Below are 22,945 nucleotides of genomic sequence, written 5' to 3'. Positions count from 1 at the left end.
TGGCGAATGGCCACATAGACGCCGACTGAACTGCCGTCCTTTCCTTCAATGGCAGGTCCGTGGCCGCGCGCGCCGGGCTCAAGGCAAGCAGCAGGCCGGGAACCGGTTCATCCGTCTTTCAGAGGAGCGTCCGCGTTGCGCGTAAACCAGGTAAGCCCGGCGAGGCTGGGCTGGCGGCCGCCAAGCACGAGGCTGGTCACATACCCGATAACGAAACAACTGACGATTCCGACGCTCGAATAGATGAGGAAACTGGCTTGGGTCTGGGAGCGCACCATGAAGAGGATGGTTGTGGCGCCGATCGCGCCGGCCACCGCGCCGAGGCCCGTCGTGCGGCGCGTGAATATGCCAAGCAGGAACAGGCCTACAACCACGCCGCCGAACAGCCCGATGATCTGCATGTAGTTCTCCCATAGAGAGACCACGTTGGCCCTGGCGAAAATCAGGGCCGAGCCCGTACCCACGACGCCGACGAGAAGCGTCAGCCATCGCGCAAGCTTCAGGGCAGAATGGTCTGAAGCGGACCGGTGGAAGCGCTGGTAGAAGTCCGAGACCACCACGACAGCGATACTGTTGAGACTGCTCGCAATGGAGGACATCGACGCGGCGAAGACCGCCGCGGTCACGATTCCGGCCGTGCCCGCCGGGAAGTTCTGCACGATGAACAGGGGAAGGATGCCGTCGTTGCGCAAGCCGGGATCCAGTAGGCCGGGGTGCGACTTGTAGAACACGTAGAGGGCGGTGCCGATTCCAAAGAAGATGAGGCCGACCGGCGGCGCGAGAAACGCGTTGATCCAGATGGCGCGGGCGGCGTCTCTGTCGGTGCGCGCAACAAAGTACCGCTGGATGACGGTCTGATCGGTGGTATAGGGAATGAGGGTTTCGATCGTGCGTCCGAGAAATACGACCCAAACGGCCCCAGTTGTCATATCCCATGTCCAGTTGAACATGTGAAATTTCCCGTCGGCCCAGCCGGTAGACAAGACGCCGGCCAGACCGCCGTCAACCCGGGCAATTGTAAGGATCAGGGCAAGGATAGCGCCGCCCATCAACACCACGGCCTGCATGACGTCCGTCCAGATCACGGCCTCGATGCCGCCCATCACCGTGTAGATCGTGGTGAAGATGCCCATGCCCGCGACCGAAGTGGCGACGTCAAGACCGGTTGCCTCCGATAAAATGATGGCCGGAAGCAGCAACACGATGCCGATCCGGCCCAGTTGAAAGACGATAAACGCAATTCCCGCAAACGCGCGCACGAACACATTGAAACGCCGTTCGAGGTATTCATAGGCGCTCGCCACCGTCAGACGGCGGAAAAACGGCAGAAACAAGTACACCACAAGCGGGATCACGGCCATGGCCGAGAGATTGCCGATGTAATAGACCCAGTCCTTCGCGAACGACGTGGCAGGAACAGCCAGAAACGTGATCGCGCTGAGCAAGGTGGCAAAGATGCTGATGCCCGCCGCCCACCAGGGCACACGGCCGCCGCCGGTGAAGAAGTCGCCCGTGGTCTTCTCGCGTTTGGCAAAATAGAACCCCATGTAGATCAGCACGCCGTAGTACAAGACGAGGGACGCATGGTCGAGCCAGCCGAAACGTTCGGGCCGGGGCGCAACCTTGCCGTGCAAAACGCGTGCGCCGCCTTGTCCCGCCGCGACGGGCATGCCGGCGAGCACAAAACCACCTTCCCAGATGGCTGCCGCATTGGGAGTGGCATCGGGCAGGGCTCCAAGTTGCGCCCACGTATTCGTGATCGTGTGATACGCGAGTACCTTGGGCGAATCCGAGGCTGCGCCCGGTTCCCTGCCAGGGGCACTCCCCCCGCCAAACACGAGAACATGCGCGGGACCCATCGCCACAGCCGATGCTCCGGCCAGCGGATTCGGCGGAGGCGCTAACGGCTTCCACTGGGCGGTCTTCGGATTATACCGGCACGCGTCGGCCAGGAGGACGCGCTCAAGACGGCCGTCGGCGGTCTGACGGAGCTCCGCGCCGCCAAACAGCAAGAACACGCCGTCCTGGCCGGCCGCAACGGGCTGAATCCTCGGCGGGCCGGGCCACGGGTCGAGTTCTTTCCAGCCCTGACCGGTGTTATCCAGGTCCAATGCCCAGAAAACATGGAGGGCTTCGGGGGAATCGGGCGCGTCTTGGCCACCGGCAACGTATACGGTGTTCCCAACCAGAGCCGCCGCCATGTGTGCACACGGCCGCGGAAGAGCCGGCAAGGCGGACCGAGTCAAAGTCCCCGCGTCCCATTGCAAGATGAACACCTCAGCCATGCATTGGGCGCCATCGGTGCCCCCAGCGCAGATGACCCCTCCCGGAGTGGAAACGGCGGCGCCAAACGCAACGTTTTGGGTGAGTTTTCCGGCCTGCCGCCACTCGGTGTCGTCGGGTCCGAACACGTAGATGCTGTCCGAATAGTCTTGATCAGCGGAGATGCCTCCCGCCGCCACCAGGACGCCGCCGTGAACACCCAAAAACTGCCCGGACACGGGCTGGGGCAGCGGCGGCAGGTCCTGCCAGACGAACCGGTCCGGCTCCGGCCCTGTGGCGGCCTCATTCTGAACGGCGCCATAAACGCCTTGCGCCGCCGCAATGAAACAGAAACCGGCCAAGGTCAAGACAGCGCGCTTTCGGCCTGCGATCAACAACATGCGACTCCCTCCATGCGAGGTTCAGCTGCCACGAACGGCGCCCCATATCGAGAACATGGCCGCTGCCGGGAAATTCAGTCACCCCCGCTTCCGAGCGTGGCCGTCCCGGAACTTGGAAACGCTATGATATATCATCGCAGCGGTCAGAGTCAGCCCGCCTGTTCGGCAGAAGACCGGCGCCCGGCGAGCGGGGTCCCGCATGCCTCGTCCTCGACCGGGGAGCCCCCTTTCTCAGTCCGTAACGATTCGCACCACGTGGACGGTGAACGGTTCGTAACTGAGTTCAAACGTCGCAGCGTCATCGGGCAGGGTCTCGGGAAGGCGGTTCTCGAACAGAACTTCGGCCTTCGCGAGCGGCCGGGGAAATTCATAGGCGACCTTCAAGACGGCGTCGTCGACATTGACCGTCAGAAGGATGTATTCACCCTCGGGACCTCTTTTCAACAGCGTACGGATGGGCGTGGCTGTCGGGGCTTTCCCTTCGATCTTGAGTGTGTAGGGCGTGTCCGCGCCAACGGTTGGCGACAGGATTGCAGGGGTCAGCTCCGCGATTTCCCGGTTAATCTGCGTTGCCGTTTCCCAGAGAGCCCTGGCATTGACAAGCTGAAGCGGCGTGGCTGGCGTGGGGTTCGGAAATCCCTCTTTTTTCGGGTTGGGCGTATAGTGCGGAAGCGGATTGGGCGCCATTCCAATCACGGCGCCGTCGCGCGGGACATAGTTGTCCCAGATGAAGTATATGATCCCTGTCGCGCCGTGTATGATTCCCGCATACACGCACGCGCGCAACTGTTCTGGCGTGGGGAACCGAAATGGGAAGGCTTGCCCGTACGCGCCGGGTTGGTCGAACGCCCCCACGATGAGCCAGACCGGTTTCTGTTCCTTTGCGTCCGCCACGGCGAGGGATACAGTCTGCGGGATGCCGTTGGGCTCCGCCCCGATCGAAGCGGCGCGGCCGGTGCGGTTCATCACCGGGTAGTTGTCGTGGCACGAGACATCCCCTGCGGAGTTCCATTTCAGCCACCACGTAGTGGCCGGGGGCATAATCCAGGGGGCGTCATTTACGAACACCGGCATTCCCGGCGCAATCGTGTGCGCTTGGTCGCGGTATGCCGCGAACTTGCCGAACAGTTCGTCCATATCTTTACTGCCCAGACCGCCTATCGGCTCGTCCATCCATACGTTGCCGAGCAGATTGGGATGTTCCTTGATCGCCGCCAGTTTGTCGTCCGGAATCTCACCCATCGGCACAATCTGCATTCCGAACGACGCGCCCGCCTGCAGCGCTGTCGCGGGGTCCGCGGCCCAAGGCCACACGGTGTTGAACCCGGCCTCCCTGAGCGCCGCCCAGTCACACTCCGAATCGTAATACCTGCCAGGCAGCGGAGCGCCCCAAATCCCGACCTGGAAGAACGACTTCCCGGGCTCGAACGTGGTCAGAAGACGCCCCTGGCGATCGGTATGCGGCGTGCCATTCCGATACACAATCTGGACGGCATTGAACTCACGCTGGCGATTCAGCACATCCTCCGCCTCGTCCGCCGGTGCTGCCGCTCCCAGCAGCCCCAAAACGGCAAACGTGGCACACATCCTCGCGATGGAAGCCGGATTCATGAACCCACCCTCGTGTTCGAGCATTCGAGCAGCCCGCCGCATCCAACTGACGCCGGGAAGAGAAGCAAAGCCTATCAGAATCACCCACGCCCTTCCAGGAGCGGAAAAACGAGGATTGACACAGGCGGAGCGTAGACGTGTCTGCCCCTGTTCCCCGACCCTGGACGACATGCAACCGGCGGCCCGGATGTGGATATAATGTCTCCCAGGTTTTGGGGTGGCGGGCGGTCAGCACCTGATGCGCGAAGGGCGTATCAACTAAGGAAGGGGACTCCTATGGCAATCAGGTCGAGCATCAAGACGGCCGTGACGGGCGCGCTGCTGTGCCTGGCTTCGACGGCTCTCGCGCAAGGCTGGCAGGGACTGTCTCAGAAAGAGTTCACAAACTCGATCGGCATGAAATTCGTGCGCATCGAGCCGGGCACGTTCACGATGGGGACGCCCGAGGACGCCATCTTGCCCGACGCGCTGACCACGGACCTGGTAAAGGAGAAGCCAGGCCCGATGCCGCAGCGCATCCATGGCGACTTCGACGAGCACCCTGCCCATTCCGTCGAGATTACGCAGGCGTTCTACCTGGCCGTGATGGAAGTCACAAACGGACAGTTCGAACAATTTGATTTCACTCATGGCAGGTACCGCGGGAATCAAGGATTCTCATGCATGGACAACGAGGCCGTTGTGTTTGTTTCATGGTTTGACGCCGCGGCCTTTTGCGAGTGGCTTTCCGAGAAAGAGGGCCTCCCCTACCGCCTTCCCACCGAAGCAGAGTGGGAATACGCCTGCCGGGCAGGCTCACAAAGGCCATTCCATACTGGCGACGCCTTGCCTGACGTTTTCCACAAAAACGTGTTCGAATCATGGCATCCGGACCCGGATCCTTCACGCATAACAGAGAAATTCCGTTACCCCGAACGCCGTTACAAGGACAACATCGTTCTGCTGGACGTCGGAATGACTCCGCCCAACGCGTGGGGATTGTACGACATGCACGGAAACGTCGAGGAGTGGTGCGTGGACTGGTACGGGCCCTATTTGCCGGGACCCCAAAAGGACCCCGTGGGGTATGCTGAAGGCGAATTCCGCGTCACCCGCGGCGGCAGCCACTCGACGGAACTGTACTTCCTGCGTTCCGCCAACCGGATGGGCACCGTGCCCGAGGACCGGTCCTGGCTCATCGGATTCCGCGTAGCGATCGGCCCCGTGCCTGGCACAAAGCCGCTCCCGCAGCCGGAGCCGCCCGCATGCCAGCGCGGCGTCAACCAGACCATACTCGCGGATCTCGCCCAGGGTCCGGAACCCGCACAGCCCTATTTCGAGGGGCCTCGCCCGTTCGTGCGAATCATCCCCGATGCCCACGGACCGCTTTTCATTGACCACAACCACGATCCGGCGATCGCGCCGTGTCCCAACGGCGACCTGCTGGCCATCTGGTATACCACCAGCCGCGAAAAAGGCCGCGAACTCTGCCTTGCGGGGAGCCGCCTGCGGCACGGCCAGAAAGAGTGGGAACCGGCATCGCTATTCTGGCTCGCGCCCGACCGCAACCTTCACGCGCCCTCCCTGTGGCTCGACAAACAGAGCGGCGTGCTCTACCAGTTCGTCGGCCTTTCCGCCGCGGCCACCTGGGGCAACCTGGCGGCAGCCATGCGGACCTCGAACGACAGCGGCGCCACATGGTCCAAGGCGCGGCTCATCGCGTCCGAACACGGCCTGAGGCATCAGATGTCCGAGCCGGTCATCCGCACCCGCGACGGCGCGCTCCTCGTGGCGTGCGACGCCACCGACGTGGACGGCACCTCGTTGCTCACCAGCCGCGACGGCGAACAAACATGGACCGACTCCGGCGGCGTGATCCGAGGCGTTCATGGCGGTGTGGTCGAGTTGGATGACGGGCGCCTGTTCGGTCTCGGCCGCGGCAACGACATCGACGGACACATGCCCGCGAGTCGTTCGTCGGACTTGGGAAAAACGTGGACCTACGCCCCCAGCCCATTCCAGCCCATCGGTGGAGGACAACGCCTCGTGCTGCTCCGGCTCCAAGAAGGACCGATCCTGCTTGTCTCCTTCGCGAAAGACGTCGAGATGTTCGATGGCTCCGGCAACAAGAGCCTCTGTTCCGGGATGTTTGCCGCGCTCAGTCTCGATGACGCTGAGACCTGGCCCGTGATGCGCCTGGTGACGCCTGGCGGAGCGCCGTGTGAGACGGGAACCACCAACAACGCGCCGTTCACCTTGAGCGACACCTCGGCAGAACCGCGGGGCTACCTCGCCGGCTGCCAAGGCCTCGATGGCGTAATCCATATCATCAGCAGTTACCAGCACTACTCTTTCAACCTGGCGTGGCTCACCGCGACCCAGGATACCTGGCCGTAATCGGCGGCCTTGACATGATCAGACGCCCGTGTCTGCTTCCTGCATGCGCTCCGGGGTCAAGGATTCGAAGCCCATTTCACCATGGAGGCCACGCAACGGAAATGCTGTCTCCGCCTTGATTCCGGGAAACCCGTTGCACATGATCTGAGTGTTATCCGCAAGAATGCAACGCACAGGGCACCGACAGTTCAAGAAACGCAGGGGCGACCCAATGATTACCCGAAGGACCTTCCTTGGCGCGTCCGCCTTCGCGGCTTCCTTTGCCAACGGCTGTGCGCGTACCCCACATGGCGCCCGCGTCCGGCCGCTGCGTTACCTTGGCTGGCAGGTGGGCCTGACCTACCAGAGCATGACGCCGGCCGGTCTGGATCGCGACTATCTCCTCCGCCTCCTCGACGAGATGGCCGTGAACCGCATGAATCTGCTCAGCCTCATGATGCAAAGCTACGGCTACTTCGACCCCGCCCACGACGGCTACGCCTGGCCGGTGCGGAATCCACGCCTGCTGCCTTACCAAGACCCCAACGCCGTCAACGCCCGGCCAGGCAGGGAATTCGTCCGCGATATCATCGAGGAGGCAGCCGGACGCCGCATCGAGATTCAACTGTTTCTGAACTGGGGTATATGGAATCCCGATTTTGTCAATGCGGCGTACCCCCAAGCGTGCCTCCAAACGAGAGAAGACGGCGCCCCAGCCGGCTGGCTGCACTGTCCTGACGCCCCCGGCGCATGGCAATTGGGTCTCGACGAGGCGGCCGACCTCCTGACGTTCTATGATCACGCCAACGTCACCGGCTACGCGTTCGAGCGCATCAGCTATGCGGGAACGTCAACCTGTTACTGTCCCTACACGCGCAGCGCCTTTCATGCGTCAACAGGAACCTTCTTCGACAGTGCGGGAATGGCTCAACGCGAAGCATGGAAAACCGAGCGGATTTCCCGGTATCTCGCCGAGTTCTCGGCGCACCTCAGGAATCTTCGGCCGGGGATCGCGGTCGGCCTCCACACGCAATGCGCCCGAGGATGGGGTCACGACCCGAAACGCCTTGCCAGCTGCGGCATTGACTGCGTGTTCCCTCATACGATCCAGTTCCCCACCACGCGGCCAGAACTGTATGCGATGCTTGACCTCCTCGCGCCCAATCCGTGCATCCTTCATTTCTGTACGCGCGACAAGCGTCCCGAGAACTACAAACTCTGGCTCAAGACACCCGAGATCATCGATGAGGTACTGGGATGGATTCACGACTATCCGGGCGACAATGTCACGGGCATTTTGTTTTTCAACGAACCCGCTACATCGCCCGCCAACAAGCAAGCGGTCTATCGAGGCATCCGCCGGTTCACTTGATCCATTTTCCTCGAGTGTTTTGGTAGCCGCCGAGTCTGTTGGCTTCAGAAGCCAAAGACGGCGCCGCTCGCCTCGAGTCTCACCATGCCCTCGCTGCGCGTGGGCGCGACAATTCCCCCTTCGCCGAACTCGTTCCACGCGTAGCTGGTGAAGGCCCTCCGTCCGGGAAGACCGAAGACGGCCGGCGAGCCGGGCGGAGATTCCAGATGGAAGATGATTGCAGAACTTGGCCATGAACCGCATGCGGAGGCTTTCGTGTAATGCGATGGCATTCGTGACACCCCGCCCGAGAGAACCGGCGTGCAGGAAACGGTCACGGAGACCAAGGGCTCACTGCCTGCCGGTGCTCCCGAATCCCCCTTCGCCGCGGGAGGTGTCCTCCAATTCACTTACGACCACCCATTCTGTCCGCGTGACGGGCGCGATAATCATCTGGGCTATCCTGTCGCCGCGCTTGATGGTGTACGGTTCTCGCCCAAGGTTGGCAGCGATGATGCGGATTTCGCCCCGGTAGTCGGCATCAATGGTTCCGGGCGAGTTCAGAAGCGAGAGCCCGTGTTTGATCGCGAGCCCGCTTCGGGGGCGGATCTGGGCTTCATACCCCGGTGGCAACGCGATGCGCAGCCCCGTGGGAATCAGCCCCCGTTCGCCGGGTTGCAGCGTCACCGGACCGGGCACCGCCGCCCGCACATCCATGCCCGCTGCATGCTCGGTTTCGTATTGGGGCAACGGGATATCCTCCGTGCCCGGGTCGCGGCTGATCTGTACGCGCAAGAGCTCTGTCATAGCGGAATTTCCTTGAGATGCAGCGCATTCTTCGGGCCCAGAACCGTCAGCATGCAGCTTTGCGCCTGCAATATGGCATTGGCGAGTTCATGCACCTCCTCGGACGTAACAGCGTCGATTTTCGCAATGACCTCCTCAAGAGGCACAACGCGGCCATGGTACATATAGGATTTCGCCATGCGGCTCATCCGGTGAAACGTATCTTCGAGCGCCATGAGCAGGCTGCCCTTCAATTGTTCGCGATTGAGGCCGACCTCTTCGCTCGAGATGCGTTCGTCGCGAATCCTGCGGATCTCCTCGAAAGTCATCGAGAGAGCCCGGTCCAGGTTCTCGGGGGCCACCGCCGCGTACACGCCCAGCAAACCCGCCCGGTAGTAAGCGGACTGAAACGTGTAGATGGCATAGGACAGGCCCTCCTGCTCGCGTATCCGCTCGAACAGACGCGAGGTGCTGCCACCGCCGAGCGCGTTGCCGAGGATATCGTAGACGAAGCGAACCGGATCGTCCGTGGCTGGCCCGGGAAAGCCGATGCAATAGTGGCTTTGCGCAATCTTTCGCCTGCACGCGTCGATGCCGGTCCCGAAGGTTGGCGCATCGTAGGCTGGGACGACAGGCGTGTTTCCCGGCTTCAGCGGTGCAAAGGCCTTCTCGATGAGGTCCAGCGCCTCGTCCGCGTCGAGATTGCCCGCCACGGAAATGACCATGTTCTGCGGGTGGTACCAGCGGGCGTAATGCGCCCGAACATCCTCGAGCGTGATCCCGGAAACGGATTTGTGCGTCCCTGAGACAGGCGCGCCCAGCGAGTGCTTCGGAAACAGGTCGCTCACGAAGAGGTCATGAATGTAGTCCTCGGGCACATCTTCGTTCGAAGCGATCTCTTCGAGAACCACGTTGCGTTCCTTCTCGAAATCGAAGAATTGGGAATCGCAGATGATGTCCCCGAGGATCTCGGCCGCCGTAGCCAGATGCGTATCAAGAGTCTTTGCGTACACGCAGGTGTAATCGCGCGAGGTGTACGCATTGAGATGACCTCCCCGCGACTCGATGGCTTCCATCAACTGCCGGGTCGTGCGCGTCGATGTGCCTTTAAAAAACAAATGCTCAAGGAAATGGGAAATGCCGGTCAGATGGGGCAGTTCACAGGCCGAGCCGGTCTTGATCCAAACGCCCAGCGAAACAGACCGGACGTACGGCAGCCGCTCGGTCAGAAGCGTAACGCCGTTGGCGAGACTACGGGTCTGCTGGCCACCCTCCGCGCGGGGTAAAGATGTCTGTGCCATCGGTTCCTTGCAAGAACGATGGCGCTTCCACCTGGGAAGCGCCATCAGAGAGTTGATTACCTGCGCGGCCGCCCGCGAGAACCGCCGCGGTCTCTGTCGCGGCCGCCGCGGTCCCGGTCACGGCCGCCGCGGCCGCGATCCCTGTCTCCGCGTCCACGATCGCGCTCCTGGCCGCGCGACCGCTCCATTTCCGCCAATTCTTCTTCGCTGAGACGGCCCATTTCGGCATCGGCCTGGACTTTCGAGAGGTTGAGCCGTCCCATGTTGTCGATTTCGACGACCTTCACATTGATCTCGTCGCCGATGTTGACCGCGTCTTCAACGCGGTTGATGCGGCCCGGCGCCAATTCCGATATGTGCACGAGGCCTTCCTTGCCGCCCATGAAGCTCACGAACGCGCCGAAGTTCAGGATGCGGCTGACGGTTCCCGGGTAGATCATGCCAACTTCGGGTTCCGCCGTGATGCTGCGGATTATGGCAAGCGCTTCATCCGCGCTGTCCTTGTCCACCGAGGCCACGTGAATGGTGCCGTCGTCCTCGATGTTGATTTCCGCGCCGGTGCGCATCTGGATCCCGCGAACCACCTTGCCGCCGGGTCCGATAACGTCACGGATCTTCTCCACATCGATCTTGATGGTGTAGATTCGGGGCGCGTATTGCGAGACATCGGGGCGCGGCTCGGCCAGACACTCGAGCATCTTCTCGAGCACGTGCAGGCGCGCTTCGCGCGCCTGGGCGAGCGCCTGGCTCATCAGCTCGCGGCTGATACCCTTGATCTTCACGTCCATCTGGAACGCCGTAATGCCCTGGGAGGTTCCGCAGACTTTGAAATCCATGTCGCCGAGATGGTCTTCGACGCCGAGAATATCGGTGAGTACGCGCGCTTCGCTGCCTTCCTTGATCAGGCCCATGGCCACACCGGCGACCGGCGCGATGATGGGCACGCCGGCATCCATAAGACTCATCGTCCCCCCGCACACCGTGGCCATCGAGCTCGAGCCGTTGCTCTCCGTGATGTCCGACAATACGCGGATGGTATAGGGGAAATCGTCCTCTTCCGAAGCCAGTTCAGGGTCTTCTTCAGCCATAAACGGGAGAATGCCCGACAGGGCGCGCTCGGCCAGTTTACCGTGGCCGATTTCGCGGCGGCCCGGGCCGGCTATGCGGCGCACTTCGCCGACGGACCACGGCGGGAAGTTGTAGTGCAGCATGAAGCGCCGAAACTCCTCGCCGGTGAGCTCGTCGAGGCGCTGTTCGTCGCTGCGCGTGCCCAGGGTGGTGGTAACGAGCGCCTGGGTCTCGCCGCGCGTAAACAGGCACGAACCGTGGGCCCGCGGGAGTATGCCCACCTCGATCGAGATATCGCGCACCGTGGTCAGATCGCGGCCGTCGACGCGCGTGCTCGTTTCGATAACGGCCTGACGCATGAGGGATTTCTCGAGGTCGCTGAACGATTCGCGCACATCGCCCGCGACTTCCTCGAACTTCTCCTCGCCATACTCGGCGAGAAGCTTCTCTTCAAGGGCGTTTTCGATGGCGTCAACCGCCTCCTGGCGCTCGTGCTTCCCGGTGACCTTGAGGGCCGCTTTCAGCGATTCCCTGGCGAAGTTCTCGACATCGCTGATGATCCGCGGCTCGATTCCGGGCGCATCGAACGCCATCTTCTCGACACCCGCCTTGACGCGCAGTTCCTCGATGCACGCGCAGATTTTCTTGATCTCCGCGTGTCCCACCTCAAGCGCCTCGAGGAGCGTCTCCTCGGACACTTCGTCGGCGAGGCCTTCCACCATGATGATGGCGTCTTTCGTCCCCGCGATCACCAGATCGAGGGCGCTCGCCTCCATCTCACTTGTCATGAGAGGATTGATCACGAGTTTCTCGTCAACCATGCCGATACGGACCGCTCCGATCGGGCCTTCGAACGGCAGTTTCGAGATGTGGAGCGCGGCCGATGCCGCATTGATGGCCAACACATCCGGGTTGTGCTCGTTGTCGGTGGAATACACCGTCGAGCAGACTTGCACCTCGTTGCTGAAACCCTTGGGAAACAGCGGCCGGATGGGCCTGTCGATCAGGCGGCACACAAGCACTTCACGCTCGCTCGGCCGGGCTTCGCGACGAAAGAAATTCCCGGGAATCTTCCCCGCGGCAGAACTTTTCTCGCGGTAGTCGACCGTCAGAGGAAAGAAATCCTGGCCGGGGCGGCCTTCCGGAGACACGCACACGGCGCACAGCACCATCGTGTCGCCCTGGGTTACGAGCACCGAGCCGTGCGCCTGCTTGGCGATACGGCCGGTCTCAAAAACAACACCTTTATCCCCTACGTTTACAGAGAGACGTTCAATCATGTCGCTGAACTCCATTGGGTCAAGGAACGTCTCTCACCCCGTTCCAAGATATCCATTGATTTGATTCGTATGTTTCTTTCCGCTTTCGTTGTAGTGAAAGGCCGCGCGCGGGCGCGGCCTTTGGCTTACTTGCGCAGACCGAGGGACTTCACGATCGCCCTGTACCGCTCGACGTCCTTGTTGCGAAGGTAATTGAGCAGGTTGCGGCGCTGACCCACAAGCTTCAGCAAGCCGCGCCGTCCGGCGAAGTCTTTCTGGTGGGTCTGAAAATGCCCCGTCAAGTGGTTAATACGCTCCGTGAGCAGTGCAATCTGCACCTCGGCGGAACCCGTGTCGCCTTCGTGCTTCCCGTGTTCCTTGATAATCTCGGTCTTGCGTGCTTTCGCTGTTCCCATTGTCCGTCACCTTTCTTTCTCATTCGCCCGATTCCAAGCCCGCCGCCGGTGATTCGCGCGGCCGAGAACCGGGTACATTCAACTCCCAGGAGCGGACCGCACGGCCCGCCCCAACACACACTACCTGTCGCTGAGAGCCGCCAAGCCCGGCAGCTCTTTGCCCTCGAGCATCTCGAGAGAAGCCCCGCCGCCTGTCGACACGTGAGACATCTTCTCGGCCAGGCCGTACTGCGTCACGGCCGCCGCGGTATCGCCTCCGCCGATCACGCTGGTGATGCCGGGCGAACTCGCCAGCAGCTCCGCAACGGCCTTGGTGCCTTTCGCGAACGGCTCCATCTCGAACACGCCAAGGGGACCGTTCCACACCACGGTTTTGGACTTCTTGATCGCCGCCTTGAACTTCTCGAGCGTCTTGGGGCCGATATCGAGCCCCTGCCAGCCGGGCTCGATCTCGCCCAGACCGACGACCTTCGTATGCGCATTCGCATCAAACGCGTCGGCCACAACGGTGTCCTCCGGAAGGAGCAGTTCGACGCCCTTTTCCTTGGCTTTCTCCATGGCCTTCCTGGCCACATCGATGCCGCCTTCGTCGAGGAGCGAGTTGCCGATTTCGTAGCCCTGCGCCTTCATGAACGTATAAGCCATGCCGCCGCCAATGATCAGCGTGTCGACCAGATTCAGGAGATTGTCGATCACCGTGATCTTGTCGGAAACCTTCGCCCCGCCGAGAACCGCCGTAAGCGGGCGCTCCGGATTCTCGAGCACTTTCGAGAAGTATTCCATCTCTTTGGCCACGAGATAACCTGCCGCGCTCTTGCCAATGAACCGGGTCACGCCCTCGGTCGAGGAGTGGGCACGGTGAACGCTGCCAAACGCGTCGCTCACATACACATCGCCCAGAGACGCCAGCTCCTTCGAGAGGGCCTCGTCATTCTTCGTTTCGCCCGCATGGAACCGCGTGTTCTCGAGCACAATGATGTCGCCCGGCTTCATGGCGTCGACAGCCTTCTTCACCTCAGGGCCCACAACCGCATCGACCTTGGTCACGTTGCCGCCGACCAGTTCGCGGAGCTTGTCGGCAACCGGGTCCATGCGCAGCTTCTGGTTGGCCTTGATGATCTTGGCCTTTTCTTCCGCCGATTCGGCCTTGTCGGGGTTCTTCGGGCGCCCGAGATGCGACATGAGAATCAGCATGCCGCCGTTGTCGCGCACATAGTTGATGCTCTTCAGGGCCGCCCGGATGCGCGTGTCGTCGCGCACCGTCCCATCGTCGTTTTGAGGGACATTGAAATCGACGCGCATCACTACGCGCTTGCCTTTCACATCGAGGTCTTCAATCATCAGTTTGGCCATGACTCACACTCCGCCATGTTTACGTAACGGGCCCGCGCGGCCCGCGCGCGAGCCCGATGTGCTGCTTCGTTTCTATGCCATCTTCTTCAACAGGTCAACGCAACGGCACGAGTAACCCCACTCGTTGTCGTACCACGAAATGACCTTCGCGAAATTGTCGCCCATCACCGTGGTGCACAGCGAGTCGAAGACGCTGGAATACGGATTGCCGATCACGTCGCACGACACGATCGGATCTTCGCAGTACTGCAGAATGCCCTTGAGCTCGCCGTCCGCGGCTGCTTTCATGGCGGCGTTGATGTCTTCCGCGGTGGCTTTCTTCTCGAGTTCGACCACCAGGTCCACCACCGACCCGTCTTTGACGGGGACGCGCATCGCCATGCCGTCAAGCTTGCCGTTCAACGCCGGCAAGACCTTGCCGACCGCACGGGCGGCGCCGGTCGTCGTGGGGATGATCGCCTCGGCGGCGGCACGGGCGCGGCGCAGGTCGCTGTGCGGCATGTCGTGTACGCGCTGGTCGTTCGTGTAGGCGTGCACCGTGGTCATCAATCCGCGCTTGATGCCGAATTTCTCGTGAAGAACCTTCGCAACCGGGGCCAGGCAGTTCGTCGTGCAGCTCGCGTTCGAGACCACCACGTCGCTCGCCTTCAGTTCGCGGTCGTTCACGCCCATCACGATGATGGCGTCAACCGCGTCCTTCGGAGGCACTGTCAGGAGGACTTTCTTGGCGCCCGCCTGCACGTGCAGCATGCACTGTTCCTTCTTGCGGAACACGCCGGTGGATTCGAGCACCAGCGAAACCCCGTTGTCTTTCCAGGGCAGCTCGGCCGGATTCTTGATGGCCGTGACTTTGATTTCCTGGCCGTCCACGATAATCGCGTTATCCGTGCTCTTGACTTCCTTTTTGTAAACGCCGTTTACCGAGTCGTATTTGAGCAAGTGGGCAAGTGTCTTCGCGTCGGTCAGATCGTTAATGGCCTCAACGTCGAAACTCTTTTCTTCCATGAGCAGCTTGAATACGTTGCGGCCGATACGTCCGAATCCGTTGATGCCTACCTTAGTTGCCATGGTCTCTTCCTTTCATTCGTTGCGATACTCGCGATTGTTCGGGTGCGTGGGGCCGTCCCCAGATTTCCCTTTTTCCCAAGCCGATACAGCTATCGGCCTATGGCTTCCATGTATGCAGATGGGCGCGCCCGCTGGAAAGTTAGTCTTCGTGGCAATCTACGCGCGCCGCCCCGAAGGATTCAGCCCAACCCTGGGGCATGTCTTCCGGACATTTCACCTGATTTTCAAGACCATACTATGCCATAATCGCGAAGTCTAAGTCAAACAACTACATACACCCCGAATCGCCTCCGTGAGAAGGCACAGTCAAATGCCGGCCGGCAGCCCTTATGCGCGCCCGTACAGCCGTTGATGGGCGGGGCGGCCAAAGGCACGGGCAGTGAGGCGGGCACCTGGTCGCGGGTTGCAGCCACGGATACTCAGATTGGACCCTATTCCGGCCTCGTGCCTGTGATTCGCATTCAAAGAGAAAGAAAGCCCTTCTCTTTGCGGGACCGGCGCCCTCATGTGGCGTGCGACAGGCCCTGAATCCCTTTCCGGATCTGCCGGTCCTGCTTACGCAACCATTGAATGGCGTCGTCGAGCACAACCGTGACGTGTTCCTCATCCAGCCCGATGTGGTCGCTGTCGTACCAGATGATTTCCTTGGGCTCGCGTGCGGCCTCGAATAGCGCTTCCCCGCTCGCGGCGGGCACAATCGTGTCGCGCGTGCCGCCCTGAAACAGAAGCGGCCGGGGCGACGCCCACGCGACGTAGCGAATCGGGTCGGCCGGGGCAAGCAAGAACGAAGCCACCCATGCCAGCGGCTTCACCCACCCCCCCAATTCGTCGCGCGCCTGCTGGCTGTCGAGCAGAATGCGCAGATTACCCCCGCCATACACAAGCACGCCCGCTTGTAGGCGTGGCTCGAATGCAAAGGCCGTCGACCCCGTAATCGCCCCGAAACTCGCCCCAACCAGATAAATCCGGTTCGCGGCGATATCTTCGCGCGTTACGAGATAATCCACCAGCCGCCGGGTCTCGAGCACGGTCAGGGCGCCGCGGCGGCGTAAAGCCAACGCCTCGGTCAATTTGTCCGCGTCGTCGGGCAGACTTCTCTCCCCGCAGGTGTATTGGTCGAACGTGACGAGCGCGAACCCGCCTTTTGTGAAAAAACCAGCGATTTCGTCTATAAAATTCTTCTTCTGCCCGATGCCATGCAGAAAAATCACGCAGGGATACGGCCCCTTCCACGAGCGCGGGGTCGCAAGCACCGCAGGCACGCGATCCTCTCCGGCAACTCCCTGGAACGAGAACTCTATGCGCCGGTAATCCGGCTCGAACGTTGCCGGCTCTTCCGCCGCCTCCAACGCAAGGGCCGGGTCATACCCCTTGTAATAGTCGGCGTCCCAACGGGCCTTCGCCACGAGCGCCAGGCCAATCGCCGCCGCTACGGCAAACCCTATCCAGAATGCAATGCGTCTTTTCACGATGGGGACCTCATTTGAGGATGAAGCAGTGGTACACTGCTGTCAGAGAGCAGACTATACCATGACATCGCCAGCCAATGGCAAGCTGAACACGCTGCAGAAAGGGGCGGAGGCTGCCGACTGGCATTTGCGGGACCGCAGCCCTCGCCAGTCAAACTCCGGATGACCGCCGGGGGCGGCGGTCCCACAATTGCCCAGTCTGGCCACGCCCGCATCACCACAAAAACGCGTTTCCCCCGCCGGCGGATCCAGCCGGGGAAACGCGTCATCAATATCTTCGAAACAGAGTGTTACGGCGGCTTACGAGCCAATAATCGATACCAGGATCGCCGTCGCCGCGTTGACCGGAGCTTCGCCGAATTCACTGTACCGCAAGAACTCGACGTGGCCGTCCATATACAGGACATTTGCGCCGCCCGGGACGTGGTTCATCAGGGAGACTTCGGTCGAGAGAAGGTCCGCCATAACCCAGATCTCACTCTGGGCCTGTGCACTCCCTGCCGGATTGTTGATGTCGGTGATCATGAACCGTTCGATACCCTCGCGCAGACGATAGATGGTGTCGCCGCCGCCATTCCCAAAGGGAGCGCCAACACTTGCATCCGCGTCAGCCGCATTAACATTTCCGTCCTGGAGTTGCGTTATCAGGAGACCCACCGCTGCGCACATCTGCCCGGAAACCTCGTCCGCGGTTGCCGTTGGAGGCGTAGGCACCGACTCAAAAACTGCTTGAAGAAGCACAAATGTCAGAGGGTCGGCAGGCGGAACATTGGTGCCTTGGTCGAACACCCATCCGAGATACCAGTAGCTCGAGTCGATAAGCGCCCAGCCCTGGTTGGCGTTATCGCACGGATACCCGAAATCGGTTTCTCCCGTGACGGCATTGATCAGGCCGTCCTTCGTGTGCTCCGAGTCCGACGGGCAGACGATAATATTGGGATCGGTCAGGTATTCCGGATAGATCGCCGGCACGCACGGTCCCGCGGCAAGCAGACCGACCTTAGTGGTCGGCGGGAACCCTGGCGCCGTGCAATCCAGCTTTGTTGTGGTCACATCAGCCATAAAGGTAGGCCACTTCTCGCCCTTGCTTTCGTTTGCATACATCTTGAACACGATACCCATCTGTTTGAGGTTATTGGCGCAACTTGCGCGGCGGGCCGCTTCGCGTGCGCGGGCGAGTGCGGGCAGCAGGATTGCCGCCAGGATGCCGATGATTGCGATAACAACCAGCAACTCAATCAAAGTAAAGCCATACCTCTTCTTCATGCTTTCATCCTCCTACTTTAAGAGTGGCGCCCCGGTTTCTTCCCCTACGAAGTAACCGTTTTCCATGGGAAGTATGACTGAAAATGTCTCATTCGTCAATACCTAAGGCGAAAAATCCTTAGGATTTTTGATCGCTTAATACTTAAGTATCTAAAAGAAACCCACCCACTCCGTCAATTCGAGCGGTACGATTGGGGGATAACATGAAACGCTGGACAAGCCGTGGGTCCCACGCCTTCGGCGGCCAGGCAGCGCAGGCGTCTCGCCGGCATTTCCTCGATTCGGGGGTCTTGCGGCCGCGGATTGGCTTGCCCCGCCTGGCCCAAGGCCCGGAAGTGAAGAAGTCAGGACTTCAACTGCCACAAGGCGCGGATAATCATTCCAATGACCTGAGATAGTCGATTTGGCGTTTGAGTTTTTCGCGGGGTTCCACGGGACGGAAGTCCTCGATCGAGATGAATCCCTGGTAGCCCACGGCATTGAGGTCCTTGATGAACTGGGGGATGTCGAGGATGCTCTCGGCCAGGTCGCATCCCTGGTATGACCACGGGACCGTGCCCTTTTCGTCGGGTTCGCCCGGGACCGGTTCCCAGCCTCCCGCGTGGCAGTGTTGGAGATAGGCGCCAAGAAGCTCCATGCCGATGCGGAAGGTCTCGAACCCGTCCTTGGCCATGTTGTTGACGTCGTAGATGACGCCCATTTCATCAGGCTTGAAGTTGACGGCGATGCGGTAGGCCAGCGAGGCGCTTGGAAACAGCGTGCCGCCATGGATTTCGATGAAACAGCGGATGCCGTAGGGTTTGAGCACGTCGATCGCCTTGCTGTAAGCGCCGACGGCGCGTTTGTACAGGTCGTTGTAATTGGCTGAGCGATCGTAGTCCGTGGGAGCGCCCAGGCGGATAGGAATCGGGCCCATGCGCGCCACACCGTCCGCAAGCCGTTTGATCTCGTCGAATTCGTCGCACCGGAGATTGGCGGCGATGGCGCAGATCTCGAGGCCGTGGTCCGCGGTGATTTTGGCAACCTCGCCGGCTTTTTGTGCAATGTTCGCGGGAGACAGGCCGGACTTATGTTCACCCCACATGCTGTAGCCTTTGCCGAGCGCGTTTTCAGGCGTGTATCGGACGCGCCACTCGATGCCGTCGTACCCGAGTTGCTGCAACAGGTCGCAGGTTTCGGCCACATCAAGCTCGGGCAACATGACGCTGGTCACGCTGTATTTCATCGCCAGCTCCTCCTCGATATCTGCGTTTCGGCCCCTATGGCCTGCAAGTATCCGTTGCGAAGCCCCTGATTTCAAGAAGACGAGGGCGACTTACGCTTTGCTCTCTTGTCTCCTATTCAAATATCTGTGATCGTCCCCGTCTGCGGGGTACAATTCCGCCCGATGAGGCGCGCTATGCCGCCATACGCGGGTGGTTTTTGGTGTTGGCGGCGCCGGCGCTTCCCCAAAGAACATTTGAGAATGGGGGCGATACGCGAGGACGTTTTCGCGACGCGCCACAAGATTGGATGATTGTTGAGATGCATACAGCCGTTGGCATATTCATTTTCGTCTATCTGGGCATGATACTTGGCGGTTTTCCGGGATTGGCCATGGACCGCACGGGAGTGGCCCTGCTGGGAGCGCTCGTTCTCATTGTGACCGGCGAGGTCGCGCCCGACCAGGCATGGGACGCCGTCGATGTCCCCACGATCGGGCTTCTGTTCGGCTTGATGGTGGTTTCCGCGCAGTTTCGGCTGGGGGGGTTCTATGCGTTCGCCGCGCGGCGCGTGGCCGCGGTTTCGTTCTCCCCGCCGATGCTGCTGGCGGTTCTGCTGGCGGTTGTTGCCGGGTTATCGGCCGTACTGACGAACGACATCATCTGCCTGGCCATGACGCCTCTCCTGGTCGAAGGGTGCGCGCGCCGAAATCTGAACCCGGTTCCGCTCTTGCTGGGACTGGCCTGCGCCGCAAACATCGGCTCCGCGGCGACTTTGATCGGCAACCCGCAGAATATGCTGATCGGCCAGGCGCTGTCCCTTTCTTTTGCTTCGTATCTCGTGGATGCGGTTCCGGCGGTTCTGCTGAGTCTTTTTGTGACGTGGGCTGTTCTTGCACTGCTGTACAGAAACCGTTGGCGCCTTGTATCGCCGCCCGTATCCGCCGATTCCCCTCCGCTCAATGTCTGGCAGACAACCAAGGGGACAATCGTGCTGACGCTGCTTATTGCCTCGTTTCTATTCTTGCCCGTCCCCAGGGAAGTGATCGCGCTTGGGGCCGCGGGCCTGTTGCTGGTGAGCCGGAAGATGCACTCGCGTGAAATGCTCGGAGTGGTGGACTGGCATCTGCTGGTGCTCTTCATCGGCCTGTTCGTGGTCAACGACGCATTCAGAGCATGCGGTGCGCTGGAGAGAGTGTTCGAGACGGCGCAGAACTCGGGCGTCAATCTGTCGCAGCCGGCATGGCTGTTCGTGACCACCACCGTGCTGTCCAACCTGGTGTCCAACGTGCCCGCCACGATGCTGCTGCTGCCTGCCGCGACGCATCCCATGTCGGGGGCCATCCTGGCCTTATCGAGCACCTTTGCCGGCAACCTCATTATCGTGGGGAGCATCGCGAACATCATCGTGGTCGAGCAGGCGCGCCTGTTGGGTGTGCGCATCTCGTGGGCCGAACACGCCCGTGCCGGAGTGCCGGTAACCATGCTCACCCTCATCATCGCCGGCGCCTGGCTCATGTTGCGCATGCATCTGTAGCCGCACAAGAGGCGTGGTCAAGACTTCGCCGCTCCGCCCCTTTTTCTCCGCGCCGAAATGCGCTATGCTGGCTCTGGCGATCTTCCATCAGGGCACTCTGGCGCGAATTGATGAAAGGGTGCGAAAATGGTATTCAGCAAATTGCCGAAACTTATTTCAATACGGGTAGCTAGCGAGCACCCCGCCGTCGACCTGGCCGCGGAGGAGCTGACACAGTACCTTGAACGGCTTACGGGCTCTTACGCCGCCGTGAACAACGGCGCTGCCGAAAGCTTGGCCTTGGGACTGATGGCGGACTTTCCCGAAATCAGCGCCCCGGGCGTGGCCGACCCGGACCTGGACGATGCCATTCACATCGATACAACGGGCGCCACGGGGATTATCGCGGGCATCAATCCGCGGAGCGTGTTGCTGGCCGTGTACCGGTATCTGACGGAACTGGGCTGCCGGTGGGTGCGGCCCGGCGACGACGGGGCCTACGCGCCAAAGCTCGACGAACTGAGGGACGTCCGCGTTTCTGAGACTCCCTCCTGTCGCCACCGCGCCGTGTGCATCGAGGGGGCGGTCAGTTACGAGCACGTGCGGGATATGGTGGACTGGCTTCCGAAACTGGGATTCAACGGGTACTTCATTCAGTTTCGCGAAGGTCACACGTTTTTCGACCGATGGTACCGGCACACCGGCAACCCCAACAGGCAAGGCGCGCCGCTCTCGATCCCAAAAGCCCGCGAATATACCGCGTTGCTCGAGCACGAGATCAAGCGGCGCGGGCTGCTGTATCACAAAGTCGGGCACGGGTGGACCTGCGAGCCCTTCGGCATTCCCGGGCTGGGCTGGGACAAGCAGGCCCGCAGCGCCCCGCCCGATGTGGCGAAATACCTGGCCGAGGTCAACGGCAAACGCGATTTCTGGAAAGGCGTGGCCCTCGACACCAACCTCTGCTATTCGAATCCCGAGGTGCGGCGCATGGTCGTCGACGCCGTTGTCGCGTATGCCCGCGATCATCCGAACATCGACTACCTGCATTTTTGGCTGGCTGACGGCACAAACAACAACTGCGAGTGCGCGGAATGCGCCAGGGCGCGGCCATCCGATTTCTACGTCATGATGCTGAACGAGCTCGACGGCCGCCTTTCGGAGGCCGGGCTCAAGACGCGGATCGTGTTTCTGATCTACGTGGACCTCTTGTGGCCGCCGGTGAAGGAGAAGTTCGAGAACCCCGACCGTTTCGTCCTGATGTTCGCCCCGATTGTACGGACCTACAGCGAGACGTTCGAAGCGAGCGAGACCCTGCCCGAGTTGCCGCCGTTCGAGCGCAACAAGCTCGAGTTCCCGAAGAGCGTGGATGACAATGTCGCGTTTCTGAAGGCCTGGCAAGAGATGTTCGACGGCGACAGCTTCGATTTCGACTACCACCTGATGTGGGACCACTCGAACGACCCCGGTCACATGCAGATTTCGCGCACAATCGCGGAGGATATGAAGGGGCTGGCGAAAATCGGGCTGAACGGTTACGTGAGCTGCCAGATCCAGCGCATCTTCCTCCCGACGGGTCTCGCCATGACCGCCATGGGGCAAACCCTCTGGAACGCAGCGGCGGATTTCGACATCTTGGCCGATGACTATTTCGCGAGCGCCTTCGGGACGGACGGCGCCGCCTGCCGCGACTATCTCGAACGGTTAACCGAGCTCTTCGACCCCGTATACATCCGCGGCGAGAAAGGGTGGGCGGATCCCGAGCAAGCGCAACGTTTCGCGAAAGTCCCGGGCCTCATTCAGAGCTTCATGCCGGTGATCGACGCGAATCTCGACTCGGATGCCCCCTGCCACCGTGCTTCCTGGTTCTACCTGAAACACCACGCGCAACTCGCGCTGGGATTGGCACGGGCGTTTCACGCCAAGGCGCTCGGCCAAGACCACGAAGCCAGGAGAGAATGGGAAAGCACCAAACAACTGGCATGGGACAAGGAACCGGCCCTGCACCCCGTGCTCGATACCTGGCTCTTTGCCATGACCGCCCTCGAAGCCAAGTTTGTCCCGGGAAAAGGCGACGGCGCGCCGGCCTGAGAAAGCGCGTCGTGGTTGCGCTGGCGTCTGGCCCACGCTTTTCGTCTTGGAGACCTTCGGCCGGAAGCGTGGCGCGGTCAGGAGACCACGCCACAACGGTGGACAACGCCGCAGCGGTTTCATTTCCCCGGTCTTGTGGGACTATGCGCGCCGTTTTGATTGTTTTCTCCGAG

Annotated in this window: 15 protein-coding genes; 4 read left to right on the top strand and 11 right to left on the bottom strand. The window is 61.2% G+C overall.

What is annotated here, in order from left to right:
- Positions 1–107: 107 nt before the first annotated feature.
- Both PLJ71_00950 and PLJ71_00945 read right to left on the bottom strand, forming a co-directional pair.
- A complete protein-coding gene (locus PLJ71_00950; protein HQM47219.1) occupies positions 108–2,663 on the bottom strand; it encodes a sodium/solute symporter in 2,556 nt (851 codons plus the stop codon).
- Positions 2,664–2,894: 231 nt separating this feature from the next.
- Positions 2,895–4,274 carry a hypothetical protein gene (locus PLJ71_00945; protein ID HQM47218.1) on the bottom strand — a complete coding sequence of 460 codons (1,380 nt, stop codon included), beginning with the start codon at positions 4,272–4,274 and terminating at the stop codon, positions 2,895–2,897.
- Positions 4,275–4,550: 276 nt separating this feature from the next.
- Here PLJ71_00945 and PLJ71_00940 point away from each other — a divergent pair, with 276 nt between their 5' ends.
- Together PLJ71_00940 and PLJ71_00935 are read left to right on the top strand one after the other, a co-directional pair.
- On the top strand, positions 4,551–6,650 hold the full coding sequence (locus PLJ71_00940) for an SUMF1/EgtB/PvdO family nonheme iron enzyme (GenBank protein HQM47217.1): 2,100 nt from the start codon (positions 4,551–4,553) through the stop codon (positions 6,648–6,650).
- Positions 6,651–6,861: 211 nt separating this feature from the next.
- Complete coding sequence (locus PLJ71_00935; GenBank protein ID HQM47216.1) at positions 6,862–8,001, top strand: hypothetical protein; 1,140 nt, start codon at positions 6,862–6,864, stop codon at positions 7,999–8,001.
- A gap of 330 nt (positions 8,002–8,331) precedes the next feature.
- Here PLJ71_00935 and dut read toward each other — a convergent pair whose 3' ends face one another.
- From dut to PLJ71_00890, 9 genes are all read right to left on the bottom strand, one after another.
- Positions 8,332–8,787: a dUTP diphosphatase gene (gene dut / locus PLJ71_00930; GenBank protein ID HQM47215.1), complete on the bottom strand. Its 456-nt coding sequence runs from the start codon at positions 8,785–8,787 to the stop codon at positions 8,332–8,334.
- Entirely contained in the window at positions 8,784–10,067 is a 1,284-nt protein-coding gene (locus PLJ71_00925) for a pitrilysin family protein (GenBank protein HQM47214.1), read from the bottom strand. Before PLJ71_00925 ends, dut begins: the two co-directional genes overlap by 4 nt.
- Before the next feature lie 56 nt (positions 10,068–10,123).
- Positions 10,124–12,415, bottom strand: coding sequence for a polyribonucleotide nucleotidyltransferase (pnp, locus tag PLJ71_00920; protein ID HQM47213.1), 2,292 nt, complete (start codon positions 12,413–12,415; stop codon positions 10,124–10,126).
- Between the two features lie 125 nt (positions 12,416–12,540).
- On the bottom strand, positions 12,541–12,810 hold the full coding sequence (gene rpsO / locus PLJ71_00915; GenBank protein HQM47212.1) for a 30S ribosomal protein S15: 270 nt from the start codon (positions 12,808–12,810) through the stop codon (positions 12,541–12,543).
- A 120-nt stretch (positions 12,811–12,930) separates the two neighbouring features.
- Positions 12,931–14,163 carry a phosphoglycerate kinase gene (locus PLJ71_00910; GenBank protein HQM47211.1) on the bottom strand — a complete coding sequence of 411 codons (1,233 nt, stop codon included), beginning with the start codon at positions 14,161–14,163 and terminating at the stop codon, positions 12,931–12,933.
- Positions 14,164–14,235: 72 nt separating this feature from the next.
- Entirely contained in the window at positions 14,236–15,231 is a 996-nt protein-coding gene (gene gap, locus PLJ71_00905) for a type I glyceraldehyde-3-phosphate dehydrogenase (GenBank protein ID HQM47210.1), read from the bottom strand.
- 503 nt (positions 15,232–15,734) lie between these two features.
- Positions 15,735–16,700 (bottom strand): alpha/beta fold hydrolase, encoded by a 966-nt coding sequence (locus PLJ71_00900; protein ID HQM47209.1) that lies wholly within the window; start codon positions 16,698–16,700, stop codon positions 15,735–15,737.
- Between the two features lie 300 nt (positions 16,701–17,000).
- Positions 17,001–17,966: a DUF1559 domain-containing protein gene (locus PLJ71_00895; GenBank protein ID HQM47208.1), complete on the bottom strand. Its 966-nt coding sequence runs from the start codon at positions 17,964–17,966 to the stop codon at positions 17,001–17,003.
- Positions 17,967–18,342: 376 nt separating this feature from the next.
- Complete coding sequence (locus tag PLJ71_00890; protein ID HQM47207.1) at positions 18,343–19,191, bottom strand: sugar phosphate isomerase/epimerase; 849 nt, start codon at positions 19,189–19,191, stop codon at positions 18,343–18,345.
- Between the two features lie 299 nt (positions 19,192–19,490).
- On the opposite strand from PLJ71_00890, the gene PLJ71_00885 reads away from it, so the two are divergent.
- On the top strand, positions 19,491–20,705 hold the full coding sequence (locus tag PLJ71_00885; GenBank protein HQM47206.1) for an anion transporter: 1,215 nt from the start codon (positions 19,491–19,493) through the stop codon (positions 20,703–20,705).
- Between the two features lie 126 nt (positions 20,706–20,831).
- Positions 20,832–22,772 (top strand): DUF4838 domain-containing protein, encoded by a 1,941-nt coding sequence (locus PLJ71_00880; protein HQM47205.1) that lies wholly within the window; start codon positions 20,832–20,834, stop codon positions 22,770–22,772.
- Positions 22,773–22,945 lie beyond the last annotated feature (173 nt).

The sequence above is a fragment of the Candidatus Hydrogenedentota bacterium genome (assembly GCA_035416745.1).
Classification (GTDB): Bacteria; Hydrogenedentota; Hydrogenedentia; order Hydrogenedentales; family SLHB01; genus UBA2224.
This window is presented reverse-complemented; position numbering and strand designations above follow the sequence as displayed.

Excerpts from the sequence above, each read along its gene's own strand:
- PLJ71_00950 (HQM47219.1), bottom strand. The coding sequence starts at position 2,663 with ATGTTGTTGATCGCAGGCCGAAAGCGCGCTGTCTTGACCTTGGCCGGT.
- PLJ71_00945 (HQM47218.1), bottom strand. The coding sequence starts at position 4,274 with ATGAATCCGGCTTCCATCGCGAGGATGTGTGCCACGTTTGCCGTTTTG.
- PLJ71_00940 (HQM47217.1), top strand. The coding sequence starts at position 4,551 with ATGGCAATCAGGTCGAGCATCAAGACGGCCGTGACGGGCGCGCTGCTG.
- PLJ71_00935 (HQM47216.1), top strand. The coding sequence starts at position 6,862 with ATGATTACCCGAAGGACCTTCCTTGGCGCGTCCGCCTTCGCGGCTTCC.
- dut (HQM47215.1), bottom strand. The coding sequence starts at position 8,787 with ATGACAGAGCTCTTGCGCGTACAGATCAGCCGCGACCCGGGCACGGAG.
- PLJ71_00925 (HQM47214.1), bottom strand. The coding sequence starts at position 10,067 with ATGGCACAGACATCTTTACCCCGCGCGGAGGGTGGCCAGCAGACCCGT.
- pnp (HQM47213.1), bottom strand. The coding sequence starts at position 12,415 with ATGATTGAACGTCTCTCTGTAAACGTAGGGGATAAAGGTGTTGTTTTT.
- rpsO (HQM47212.1), bottom strand. The coding sequence starts at position 12,810 with ATGGGAACAGCGAAAGCACGCAAGACCGAGATTATCAAGGAACACGGG.
- PLJ71_00910 (HQM47211.1), bottom strand. The coding sequence starts at position 14,163 with ATGGCCAAACTGATGATTGAAGACCTCGATGTGAAAGGCAAGCGCGTA.
- gap (HQM47210.1), bottom strand. The coding sequence starts at position 15,231 with ATGGCAACTAAGGTAGGCATCAACGGATTCGGACGTATCGGCCGCAAC.
- PLJ71_00895 (HQM47208.1), bottom strand. The coding sequence starts at position 17,966 with ATGAAGAAGAGGTATGGCTTTACTTTGATTGAGTTGCTGGTTGTTATC.
- PLJ71_00890 (HQM47207.1), bottom strand. The coding sequence starts at position 19,191 with ATGAAATACAGCGTGACCAGCGTCATGTTGCCCGAGCTTGATGTGGCC.
- PLJ71_00885 (HQM47206.1), top strand. The coding sequence starts at position 19,491 with ATGCATACAGCCGTTGGCATATTCATTTTCGTCTATCTGGGCATGATA.
- PLJ71_00880 (HQM47205.1), top strand. The coding sequence starts at position 20,832 with ATGGTATTCAGCAAATTGCCGAAACTTATTTCAATACGGGTAGCTAGC.